The organism is Roseateles sp. (assembly GCF_044373315.1).
Lineage (GTDB): Bacteria > Pseudomonadota > Gammaproteobacteria > Burkholderiales > Burkholderiaceae_C > JACDQM01.
In genome coordinates, this window is record NZ_JBILQK010000100.1 from 1 (window position 1) to 11,208 (window position 11,208).

9 protein-coding genes and 1 pseudogene are annotated in these 11,208 nt (G+C 64.1%); 3 read left to right on the forward strand and 7 right to left on the reverse strand.

All coding sequences use genetic code 11. The features are described from left to right. On the forward strand, positions 1 to 1,073 hold a 1,073-nt coding region (locus ACIQ67_RS16980), incomplete at its 5' end, for an asparagine synthase-related protein (RefSeq protein WP_397535559.1). 9 nt (positions 1,074 to 1,082) lie between these two features. Here the strand turns inward: ACIQ67_RS16980 and ACIQ67_RS16985 are convergent. The 5 genes and pseudogenes from ACIQ67_RS16985 to ACIQ67_RS17005 all read right to left on the reverse strand — a co-directional run bounded on the left by ACIQ67_RS16985 (position 1,083) and on the right by ACIQ67_RS17005 (position 8,258). Next, the gene (locus ACIQ67_RS16985) at positions 1,083 to 3,479 is read right to left on the reverse strand and encodes an alpha/beta hydrolase family protein (RefSeq protein ID WP_397535560.1); all 2,397 of its coding nucleotides are present in this window, start codon (positions 3,477 to 3,479) and stop codon (positions 1,083 to 1,085) included. A gap of 88 nt (positions 3,480 to 3,567) precedes the next feature. Beyond that, positions 3,568 to 6,606, reverse strand: a complete 3,039-nt coding sequence (locus tag ACIQ67_RS16990; protein ID WP_397535561.1) for a TonB-dependent receptor domain-containing protein — start codon at positions 6,604 to 6,606, stop codon at positions 3,568 to 3,570. A gap of 78 nt (positions 6,607 to 6,684) precedes the next feature. After that, positions 6,685 to 7,458, reverse strand: a complete 774-nt coding sequence (locus tag ACIQ67_RS16995) for a FecR family protein (RefSeq protein ID WP_397535566.1) — start codon at positions 7,456 to 7,458, stop codon at positions 6,685 to 6,687. A gap of 144 nt (positions 7,459 to 7,602) precedes the next feature. Continuing rightward, positions 7,603 to 7,776: pseudogene (locus ACIQ67_RS17000) on the reverse strand (FecR/PupR family sigma factor regulator); the annotation flags it as partial. Then, positions 7,773 to 8,258, reverse strand: a complete 486-nt coding sequence (locus tag ACIQ67_RS17005; RefSeq protein ID WP_397535567.1) for an RNA polymerase sigma factor — start codon at positions 8,256 to 8,258, stop codon at positions 7,773 to 7,775. The gene ACIQ67_RS17005 and the pseudogene ACIQ67_RS17000, both read right to left, overlap by 4 nt. 278 nt (positions 8,259 to 8,536) lie before the next feature. On the opposite strand from ACIQ67_RS17005, the gene ACIQ67_RS17010 reads away from it, so the two are divergent. Both ACIQ67_RS17010 and ACIQ67_RS17015 read left to right on the forward strand, forming a co-directional pair. After that, a complete protein-coding gene (locus ACIQ67_RS17010) occupies positions 8,537 to 8,917 on the forward strand; it encodes a hypothetical protein (protein ID WP_397535562.1) in 381 nt (126 codons plus the stop codon). Further along, on the forward strand, positions 8,865 to 9,647 hold the full coding sequence (locus ACIQ67_RS17015; RefSeq protein ID WP_397535563.1) for a hypothetical protein: 783 nt from the start codon (positions 8,865 to 8,867) through the stop codon (positions 9,645 to 9,647). The genes ACIQ67_RS17010 and ACIQ67_RS17015 overlap by 53 nt, the downstream gene beginning before the upstream one ends. 89 nt (positions 9,648 to 9,736) lie before the next feature. Here the strand turns inward: ACIQ67_RS17015 and ACIQ67_RS17020 are convergent, their stop codons facing one another. Both ACIQ67_RS17020 and ACIQ67_RS17025 read right to left on the reverse strand, forming a co-directional pair. Beyond that, positions 9,737 to 10,750, reverse strand: coding sequence for a FecR family protein (locus tag ACIQ67_RS17020; RefSeq protein WP_397535564.1), 1,014 nt, complete (start codon positions 10,748 to 10,750; stop codon positions 9,737 to 9,739). Between the two features lie 59 nt (positions 10,751 to 10,809). Next, positions 10,810 to 11,208, reverse strand: a 399-nt coding sequence (locus ACIQ67_RS17025) for an RNA polymerase sigma factor (protein ID WP_397535565.1), incomplete at its 5' end; no start/stop codon positions are given.

The window sequence follows — 11,208 nt, forward strand, 5'->3', positions numbered from 1 at the left end:
CTTGCTATGAAACCCTGCTCTTGCGGCTGTCGGGTGGTGTGGACTCCTCAATCCTCTTGAGCTGCCTAGATCCTGGGAACACCCAGGCGACGGTGATCTGCTTGAACTACCACTCACCGGGCGCCGAAAGTGACGAACGCCTCTATGCCAGGCAAAGCGCAGCACGCGTAGGGCGCGATCTGCTCGAGCGCGAACGAGACGCCGCCTACCGGATCGAGCGGGTGCTGCAGATCGCTCGCATGGCGGACCCGGTTCCCTACATCGGGTGGATGAACTCGGGCACCGACGCACGCTTCGCATCGGCCTATGCTGCGCCCGCCATGTTCACCGGTGCTGGCGGCGATGCGCTCTTCTTCGAGATTCCCATGTGGTGGCCGGCGGCCGACTACCTGCGGATCCGTGGGCTGGACGCCGGCTTTGCAGCCGCCGCGCTGGACGCAGCGAGGCTCGGCAAGGTATCGATCTGGCAAGCAATCGCCCAAGCAGCGCAGGAGCGTGTTCGCCCCAAGCTCGCTGCGCGAGTGCCAAGAGGATACGAGGGCCTGCTTTCCGATGGCATTCAGCACGAGGCCTTGGATTGGCGGCGCTTCATCCATCCAGCCCTTTGTGAGGCCACCGATCTGCCGATCGGCAAGTACACACAGACCGTAGCCCTGATGCATCCAATCGGCTACTACGACCCGTTCGAGCAAGACTCTGCGCCTGAACTTGTCAACCCATTGCTCTCGCAGCCGCTGATCGAACTCTGCCTTCGGCTGCCCACCTATGTGCTGACCCAGGGCGGACAAGGCCGTGCGCTGGCCAGACAAGCCTTCGCACCGGATCTGCCGCAGAAGATCATCCAGCGCCGCACCAAGGGCGGTATGGAGTCACACATCAAGACGGTACTGCAGGCCAATATCGACCTGGTACGCAGCCTGTTGCTCGACGGTGAGCTGTGCCGCCGCGGCATGCTCGACCGCGCAAAGGTTGAGGCACTGCTGTCCGGACGACCGACCGCGCTTCCTGGGCCTATCAGCCAGATCCACGCAGTCGCAGCCATTGAGGCTTGGCTGAGCCGATGGCCTAGGTAAGCGACCTAGTCAACTTCCTGTGCTGCGTCGGCATCGCGGCTCCAGATCGACAGCTTTCTTCAGAGCAGCCATCTCGTCCCAACGCGCATATTGGGCCTTCAGACTGGCATCCGTTTCTGTCGGGATGAGTGGCACCGAGCGCTTCTCGCCCAGGAGCCAGAACCGATACCAATCGACATTGCCCTGCAGGGAGATCATCCGTTCACTGGGTCGCGCCAATGCATGGGCCCCGCCGGGCATCATGATCATTTCGACAGGTCGGTACTGCCGGCGCAGCAAGGCGTAGATGTCCCAATTGTTGTGCACTTCAGGCCCGTAAGTTTCAATCCGCAGAGCACTGCGGATGCAGTCGGTGTAGAGCGAGGGGTCGTTCCGGATCCAGCGCTCCCTTGATTCTCCAAACGGGCCTCCCTCATTCGCCCGCTCCTTGCGCGCCTGGATGCCGTCCATCACCGCATAGGTGATCGTCATCGAATACAGCGTGTTGGCGTCGCCATCCAGCAGCGAGGCCGCCCGGATCGGCGTGTCGCTAAAGGTCAGCAGGTTCAGGACCCGCTCGCCGGTCGCGCTCCAGCCCATGATCCCGACCCGCTCCCGATCCACCCACCCTTCGGCAACCAGGGCATCGATAGCGCTACGCACGCCGTCGTAGAAGGCCACACGCGCGCCAGCCTCATCAGTCGGGGCGCCCGTCGTCGCACGCCACGGCAAGGCCAGCACAAGGATGTTCTCGCGCAGAAAGGCCCGGCCCGCAAATCCACTGGTAAAGCCATCGTAGGTATTGGCCCCATCGCGGTAGAACCTCGCCGCTGAAAACCCATAGGGCTGGATCACCAGCGCATAGCGCTTGTGCGGAACGAAGTCGGACGGCACCATCAACCCGCCATCCCACGCCCTGCCCTGAACGTCCTTCCAGCTGTACGCCCGCATGGTGCCCCACGACGCCGAGTACTGCGGATTCAGACGGGTCAGGCGCACCGTGGTGCCGGCCGGCCCCTGCGCCACGATGTCGGGCGGCAGATTCAGTGCCTGCTCAACCCTCAAGCGCCACGCGCCAGGGCTTGGTCCTGCTGCGCTGGCGGCGAGGTCGTCGGCAAGTTCGCGCCATGTCCCATCAGCATCGCGCTCGAAGCGACGTCGCAGCTCGCCGTCCAAGGCGATAAAGGCACCCGGCATGCCTGCGACGGGGTAGGCTTCCTTCAACCGGTGCACAAGCAGTGCAATGGGCTTCCATTGCCCAGAGTCCGGCCAGAACTCGATGATGTGGGATGCCGGTCCCATGTCACCCTCATTTGGTCCCTTTGACCCGCTGCGTGGCAGATAGGTGCCGGCGATCACAATCGACCGCCCTCCCTCCTGCCACACGCGGTCGGTGCGCAATTGGTTGTCCTGCAGCGAGTCATCCGGTGCATCGACTACGGCCATCTCCTTGCCGTCTTCCAGGCGATAGGCCACCATGCGCCGGGAAACATAGCTCATGGGGCGCGAGTAGTATCCCAGCGGATCCAGGGCCACCGACGGGCCATACTTGCGCGTTGCCTCGGCGATCTGAGGGTATTGCTGACCCCATGCAACCTGACGACCCGGCTCGTACCTTGGCAGGATCAACCAGCGACCATCGGGCGAGATGCTCGCGCGGGGGAAGCCCCCGCTGCTCTCAGCGAAGGAGTCGCCCAGTGGCCGCACCGCCGCCCGTGCCCCTGCTTCGGCCACGAAGTACTGGTAGCGTCGTTGTTGCGTTCGGAAGCTGTGCTGCCCGAAGTGAACACTCCAGAACGAGTGGGTGCCGACGACCAGACTACGCGCACCTGGCTGCATCGCCGGATTGGGAACGGGTGCGACATAGACCACCCTGCTCAGATCGCTCGCGACATCAAAGGCCACAAGCCCCAAGGGCGCATGGGTCAGTTGTGTGACCCGGCGGGTCAGCACGTCGAGCCGGTAGACCTGGAACGGCTCGTCATTCATCCTCGCCCGAAACACCAGCGTTCGGTTGCCCACCCATCGCACATCGCGCAGTGCGGGGTTGGCGTCATCCTCATCGTGTCGCGCCTCGATCGTGAGCAGCGAAGCCGGCTCCTTCGCCCGTGAGGCCGCGAGGTGCTCCGGACTCAGATCCAGCAGAAGGATCTCGAAACGATTCGTGTCACTCGCCACGTCAGCCTTGCGAGTGACGATGAAGGCCTGCTCACCATCCGGAGAGATCTGGGTCTGCAGCGTGTCGTCGTCCAGCCGCACCGGTTGGATGATGCGGGTGAACTCGATCAGCTCCCGGACAGTGGGGCCAACAGCAGCTTCAGCCGGTGAACCCGCGATCACCGCAGCGAGCATGAGCAGTTGGACCGGATGAAGGAGAGCAAGCCGGCCAGGGCTTGCAGGGAACCAAGCCAATATTTTTGCGCGCATGAATCCATCTCGGACGCTAAGCCCGAGCCAAAGGGTGTTGAGGGGAGTAGAGGGGCCGCAGAAGCGGCGAAGCCAGTCGAGCGACGCGCTACCAGCTCATCGACAGGCGCAGGCCGGCATAGCGACCACGCCAGTCACCTTGTGTGACGTCGTAGTAGGGATACGTGCCGACGTACTCGGGCAGTCGGTCGCCGACATTTGCAATCGCCAAGGACAGAGCACTCTCCTTGGCAGCCGACAGGCCCAATCCCAGACGCTTCAGGTTCAATGTGGCCGACAGATCATGAACCCAGTAGTTGCCGAGCCGGCGATTGCTCGGCGCCGTGTCCAGGTAGGCACCGAGATAGCGACTGGTGATGCCGAGACTCCAGGCACCCTGGTCGACACTCGCAAACACACGACCCTTCCACTTCGGCGACCAGTAGTCGACGGCGCGCCGCGCCAGACGGTCCTCGACCGGCGCACCGGGAGCCAGCACGACCTCATGCCGAGCGGTCCGGGTTGCACTCGCGCCCGCAGACCACTTCGCTCCCGCTGCCTTCCAGGCGTGCGCGACTTCCATATCCGCGCCCACTGTATCGACATGACCGAAGTTCACCTCCGAGTACAGCACTCTCGACACGGGACCAGGCTGCCCGCCCACCCCCGGCAAGCGCGTCACGAAGCCCGGGAACAGTGCCTCATTGTCCAACGCTGTCTGGGGCCACAGCAAGGAGATCAGCCCGTCGATCTTCACGCGCCAGACCGTCAAGCCAAGCCGCGTCCCAGCCGCTGACTCGGGCTCCCACACTGCACCCAATGAGAACGCGCGGCCTGTCTCAGGGTCCAGGTTCGGATTCGTGACGCGCAAGACCTCACCACCTAAAACCTGCGCATTCGAGCGCAGGGGATCGAGCAGACCATAGGCATCGGTCGTCAGACGGGTTTCGCCAACATGGGTCTGAAGCAGTGTTGGCGGCTTGAATGACGTGGCGGTCGAGGCACGCAGCAAGACAGTCCGAGCCGGGCGGACCTCCAGTCCTGCCTGATACGTGTCTGCGCTCCCAAAGTCACTGTATCGGTCACGGCGTGCCGCCAGCGTAAGCGCTGCCAGTTCCTGGCCCGGGTTGGCTCCCGCGGCAGTCCGCCACAGTGGTACTCGAACCTCTCCGAACACTGCGCTGCTCGACCGGCTGCCAGCGATCTGAAAGACCCCGGGGTTGGCCGTCTGGTAACGATCGCGCGCCGTCTCTGCCCCTGCGATCAGGTCCAAGGGGCCCGCTGGTAGATCCAGCAGCGAACCGCGCAGAAAAGCACTGACCTGATCCTTGCGGCCATGACTGTCGCGGACCGAATCTGGCCAGATCGACTTCAGTACCGATTCGCTGGCAGCTTGGCCGGTCGTGAATGGGTTCAGCGCCGCAGCCGCAGTCGAAGCGCCCAGCGCAGCATTGCGCGCTGCGACGTTGGCGCTGGTGTTGGACGTCCGACTCCCACCGTCGTCGCGGGTGGTGGAGATGGCAGTCTCAAACTCCCATCCCGGAACGATGTCGCCACGCAAGCCCAGCAGCAGCCGTGTGAAGTCCGTGTCACGCGCCAGGGCCTCAGCACCGTTCTCCAAGCCAAGCCGTGTCGTGACGCGCACTGGCACGCCGAAGGGGTTGTAGTGATTGCTAGCCGGCACCAGGACGTTGCTGAGCAGTGCCCCCGCCTGCTGTGCGTACAACCGGTCCTTGGCGAAGGTCGCTTCAGTGAACGCAGACCAAGCTGCGTTGAGCTGGCGCTCAGCTGCAGCATGCAGCGCAAGATTTTCAGTGCCGTGAACCAGCGCCAATCCGTTGCCATTCGACATCGAGTTGCACAGGTTCGCCTGGCCGGCCGTCGCCGCGAAACTGGAGATCGTCAGCGGCTGGCCCGGCGCGAGCACCGGGATGGCCGCAAAGCTCGCGCTCAATCCCGGAAGATTCGCACCGTTTGCACTGCTGACCGTGCCCGGCGTGCAAGACCGCGTCCTGGCATCCACACCGCCAAATCGCCTGAAGTCGCCATCCTTGAAGAAGCCTCGTTCGGACATTGTCAGCGGCGTCACCTTGTTGAACGAAGCCAGCAAGAGGAAGGAGCCGGCCGTGTCACTGCCGCCTGTGCCGATGGACAGGCTCCCATCGCCAATGCCGCTGCCAGAGCCGATACGAGCATCAAGAGCAATGCCGCTGATTGCTTTCTTGAGAATGATGTTGACGACTCCGGCCAGCGCATCGCCCCCGTAAACCGCCGACGAGCCGACGGGCACGATTTCCACACGCTCCACCGCAGCCATCGGGATCAGGTTCAGGTTGAAGTAGTTGCCCGAGGATGAGCCCACAGCCTGCACACGACGCCCGTTGATCAAGACCAGGGTCGAGCCCAGCGGCAGGCCTCGCAGCTGCACCGAGCCTTGCCCTGTCGTCTGGCCCAAACCACCCTCGCCCGGGCTCACCGAGGTCTCATTCAGACTGCTGATGAAGCGTTCTAGCGTCGGCTGACCGCTGCGCTCGATATCCGCGCGCGTGTAGACATTGACGGGTGTGGGGCCATCTGCATCAATGCGCTTGAGCCGGGAGCCAGTGACCTCGACACGCGTCAGCCACGCCGTAGTGCCAGTGATCTCCGACGCGCCACCAGGACCGGAGTCGCTAAGGGTTGGCGATGGGGCCTGTGCCAAGCGGACGGGCTGCACGCCGGCTGCAGGCGCCCGAACGGTCGGGGACGCTGGTTGCACGGCACCCGAGGCGGCTGGCTGGGGTGCATCAACCGGAGCCACCGCAGGCCGAACGACGATCGAACCGTCGCCCATGACGATCGGTGCCAGTCCGGAGCCTTCCAAGGCCTTGGCAATGGCCTGCGACGCCGTCAGCTGCCCTGAGACGGCCAGCGATTTTCGGCCGCTCACCTTGCCGGGATCGAAGACGATGGAAACCCCTGTTTGCCGAGCGATTGCACGAAGCGATTCGGCCAAGGGCTGCGACGGCTGATCGATCCGGAAACTCGGCGTTGCGCCCGACTCAGATGCGCCCGCCAGGCCGCAACTGAGCAAAACCAGCGCGACGGCCGCACCATCCCGGAAACGGCTTGCGCCCCTCCTCCTCCCATTGAATCCCTTGTCCAGCATCTCGTGTCCCTCTCGTGTAGTCAGGTTGCTGATGACGAGATGACGTGCGTGTCCAGAAGAATTCCGCCAGGGCTTGCCCTAGTGGGGAGGCGTCAGCTCCAAACGTCCAGCATGCTCCTGCACGACCAGTCCATGCAGCGCGGCCACTGCCTTGGCGAAGCCGGCGCTGTCACCGGTTCGGTACAAGCCGCTCACGCGCAACTCTGGAAGTGAGGAGTCACCGTGCAACACGATCGGAGTTCGGTGATAGCGGTTCATCTCTGCCACCGCGTCTGCCAGGGACACGTCATCGAAGACGGCTTCGCTGCGCTTCCAGGCCATCAGCGGCTCTATCCGCGGCTTGTCAATCTGCAGGGTTGCTGGCGCCGCAGAGTCGCCCTCTGAACTAAGCAATCGGATGCGCTCCCCGGCTTGCATCAAGACCGGCTTGGCCGGAGCAACACCGCGTGCCTTGCCAGCCTCGGCAGGTCGCACACTGACCTGTCCCTCGATCAACGTGACAGCCAGAGCACTCTTTGCAATCTCGCTGCCACTCCCTAGCCTTACCGAAAAGACCGTGCCCAAGGCCAGCACCTCGCTGCCAGCAACGCGAACGACGAAAGGCCGGCTTGTATCCTTAGCGACTTCAAACAGGGCTTCTCCAGACTCGAGGTTCACCACCCGCAGATCCGGCTTGAACTCAATGCTCACCCGCGTCGACGTGTTCAGAGACACACGCGTGCCATCTTCCAGCAGCACCAACTGCTGCCCGCCGACCTGGGTGGCATAGACCTCCGCGTCGCGCCAGAGTTTGAGGGGCAGGCCAGTTCCGGCCATGAAAACAGCCATCATCGCGACCAGCAAAGCGCCCACCACAGGCACAAATCGCCAGCGTACTCGCTCCGAACCCGCGTGCACGGCCGGCCCAGCGACCGCATCACCGAGCGAGGCACTTGCATAGGCATCCGCCAGCCTCACCCTCGGAACGTCCTGCCAGACATCGGTGCAACGCTCGAACGCCAGACGATGGGCAGCAGAGCGTGCCTGCCAGGCCAAGCACTCGCGCTCCATCAGCGCTGACCGGTCAGGGCCATGCAAGCGTGCGATCCAGACCGCAGCCTCGGCAGCGATCGCAGGTGTCACAGCATCCGCCAGCCCTTCACCCGGCACCTGCTCGCCAAAGGAATTCATGGCCACCAGCCCTCCATCGAGCGGGTGAGCAACAGCAAGGCTTTCGCGATGTGCTTCTCCACCGAGCTCACGCTCAGCCGGTGTTGCTGGGCGATCTCAAGATAGCTCAGGCCGTCCAGCCGGTGGGCAAGAAAGATACTTCGGGTCTTGGAGTCCAGGCCCGCAAGGCATTCGCTAAGCCGCGCAATACGCTCACGTCCCAGCAGGATGGCCTCAGCGGTCGGTGCCGTATCGATCAGCACCATTTCCTCCAGAAGCTCCTGTTCGCCGTGGTTCTTGCTGGTTCGGTAGGCGTCGATCGACAGGTTCAAGGCGGTGCGCATCAAAAAGGCCTCGGGTTCGGCAACTGCATGTTGGCGCTCGTAGCAAGCGAGCTTGATCCAGGCCTCCTGCACCAGATCGTCAGCGTCATGGCGCGTGCGACCACGCCGCATCAAAGCGGCCCGCACACCAGAAAAGACAGCTTGCCAGTTCCTGACCATTGCATTGCACTGCCGCGAATCGAACGCAGATCGGCTCAATAGCCATATTAGGCCGCCTGAGCCTCTGTGGCGAGCGTCCTCGCGCACCCACACATAGCGCTAGCCCGCGACGGACCGAACATTAGTGCCCGTATATCCAGCCCGTTGGTGACGGCAAGCTGTTGCTCACGGAGCCGATGCATCGCATTGCCGAACAGCTGCCACAGCTCATCACGCCTTACCGAACGATCACAACCTCGCGGCCGGCCTTGTTGAGGCAACGGAGACAGCCATGCACCATGACGCGCGTCGAGAAACTTTCGGAGAAGCTGGGCCCGCGCCCGGGTTTCGGGGAGATAGCCATGTTGAATCGAACGGCCGATGCCATCAACTCAGCCTCACGCAGCTGCGCAGATGACTCAGCGGGCGGCGAAGGCTGGCAGGTCAGCCTGACCAGTGTTCCATCGGGCGTGGCGGCTGGCCGCACCCGGCGAGTCGACGGCCAGGTGCATTCGGAGTGGTGGGCCCTGTTTGGGACCCGTGAAGTGTTCGATGCATGCCTGGCGACCGAGCCGCTGCGATTCACAGACCCGCTTCGCTTCGCGCAGATCAAAAGGGAGTTCGACCATGTCTTTGATCGATCCGCCTCATTGCCCCTCCATTCGAGCGCTGGCAAGTAGTCCTGACTACGCCGCACAAGCACTTGCCGCGATCGTCAGGGTCCCCCTGGCCCCAGACCCGCCGCAGCTGCTCGACAGGCTGATGAACGCCACAACGGCACTGGGCGCAACGGCAAGCGTCTTCACTGCAGCAATCCCGGAAGACGGGCGTGAGCCGTCCAGTTTCAGCCTCTTCGCCTGCCACCCCGGTTTTGCGCAGACGCAGCACAGCCAGGGCCCCATGACTCATCACCCCTGGTTCCGGTTCGCCCGGTCGCACAGCACGCCCGGTACGGATCAGCAAATGCCCTGCCACCTCGAGGCCGACAGCGCGTCTCTCGACCTCGCCCGACAGTACGGCTTCAGGTCCTGCCTGGTGATCCCGACAGCAGGCGGCGTCGGCAGGATCGAGATGCTCTGCCTCGGTAGCAAGCACGCCGAGGACTTTGAAGGGCCGGAGGCGCGTCTAGTGCGTACGCTCGCCCGATCACTGGCGGCTGAGTTGCATGACTGGCTCACCGTCTACCTGCAAAGGCGTCTGAGAGAAAACGCCCGACTTCAGGACAAGGACCTGGATCTGCTGACCTTGGAATGGCAAGGCCTCGGAACCAAGGAGATCTCGTCGCGAACCGGCATGAGCACCGCCTCCGTGAACTCCCGGTTTCAACGGATCAATGTCCGGCTGCAGTGTTCGAACCGCAAGGCATCGGCGAAGAGGGCTGCGGCTTACGGCCTGCTCGAATCCACCTAGGTGATCGTCAGCGACAGCGTATAGCTGTCAACAACGACGTTTCCCTCACGAGTGGTGGCGGACCGTACCGGCGTGCTTGCAGTCGCCCGCTACTTGACCGCCAACTCCAACCCATCCGGCAGCTCCCGCACAACCAGACCGTGCAGCACGGCCACCGCACGCACGAAGCCGACGCTGTCTCCCGTCCGGAAAGAGCCACTGACCCGCAAGCCGCCCAGGCCTCCAGTGCTCGCCAGCCTGATCGGCATCGAGCTGTAGCGGTTCATCTCAGCCACCGCCTCCGGCAGCGACGCATCATCGAAGATCGCCTCGCCACGCTTCCAGGCCAACAACTGTTCCATCCGAGGCCGATCCACCTGAAGTGGCACTACACGCACCGAACCGCCCAGCTGCACGCGCTCGCCCGGTGCCATCGTGACGGGGGCTGCGAGCACAGCCCCTGCAGCGCCGCCCTCGGGGCCGCGCAGGACGACCTGCCCCTCCACCAGCGTCACGGCCAGTGCGTCGCCAGCGGTCTTGCTATCAGGCGTCACCCGCACGACGAAGGCCGTCCCGGTGGCCAGCACCTCGGCGCCTGCCGCCCTCACGACGAAAGGACGCTGTACATCCTTGGCCACCTCGAACAGCGCTTCGCCGCCCTCCACCTTGACGGTGCGCTGCTCCCGGCCAAGGATCACGCGTACGCGAGTGGCCGTGTTCAAGGACATACGGCTGCCGTCCGAGAGCACCACCAAGCGCTGCTCACCCACCCCGGTGCTGTAGATCTCGCCCATGGACCACGGCTGCAGCACGATCGCGCCCACTGATATCCCCGCCAGCAAGGCCAGGGCCACCCAGCGCATCGGCCGGCGCCCACCTGCCCTGCCCTGCATCTGTCCGGCATACACACCCTTGGTTGCGCCCGCTGCAGCTCTCGCATAGGTGCTCAAGTCAATGCCCGCGACCTCCTGCCAGGTGTCCGTGCAGCGCTCAAAGGCCAGGCGATGTGCGGCAGATCGCCCCTGCCAGGCCAGGCATTCCCGCTCCATGTGAAGAGATCGATCCGGCCCATGCAGGCGGGCCACCCACACCGCCGCCTCGGCCGCGATTTCCGGTGTCACCACCGGAAGCGCCCCGTCCTGTCCCGCTCCCCTGCCCTCCATCGCCCCTGGCCGCTGCACCGCTACCAGCCCTCCATCCAGCTCGTCAGCTGCAGCGTGGCCTTGGCGATGTACTTCTCAACGGTGCTGATGCTCATGCCGTGGCGCTGGGCGATCTCCTGGTAGGTCATGCCTTCTACACGGTGGCACAGGAAGATGTCGCGCGTCTTGTCATTCAGCCGTCCCAGCCCCAGGCTCAGACGTGCCATGCGCTCGCGGGCCAGCACGATGGCCTCCGTGCCCGGCGCCGTGTCAAGCAGCACCACGTCCTCCAGCAGCACCTCTTCGCCGTGACTGACGCGGGTGCGGTGCGCATCCACCGAGAGGTTCAGCGCCGCCCTCATCATGAAGGCCTCAGGCTGCTCCACCACCTGGTCGCGCTCATAGCAGGCCAGCCGCACCCAGGCCTCTTGCACCAGATC

Excerpts from the sequence above, each read along its gene's own strand:
- ACIQ67_RS16990 (WP_397535561.1), bottom strand. The coding sequence starts at position 6,606 with ATGCTGGACAAGGGATTCAATGGGAGGAGGAGGGGCGCAAGCCGTTTC.
- ACIQ67_RS17010 (WP_397535562.1), top strand. The coding sequence starts at position 8,537 with ATGACGCGCGTCGAGAAACTTTCGGAGAAGCTGGGCCCGCGCCCGGGT.
- ACIQ67_RS17005 (WP_397535567.1), bottom strand. The coding sequence starts at position 8,258 with ATGGTCAGGAACTGGCAAGCTGTCTTTTCTGGTGTGCGGGCCGCTTTG.
- ACIQ67_RS17015 (WP_397535563.1), top strand. The coding sequence starts at position 8,865 with ATGTCTTTGATCGATCCGCCTCATTGCCCCTCCATTCGAGCGCTGGCA.
- ACIQ67_RS16985 (WP_397535560.1), bottom strand. The coding sequence starts at position 3,479 with ATGCGCGCAAAAATATTGGCTTGGTTCCCTGCAAGCCCTGGCCGGCTT.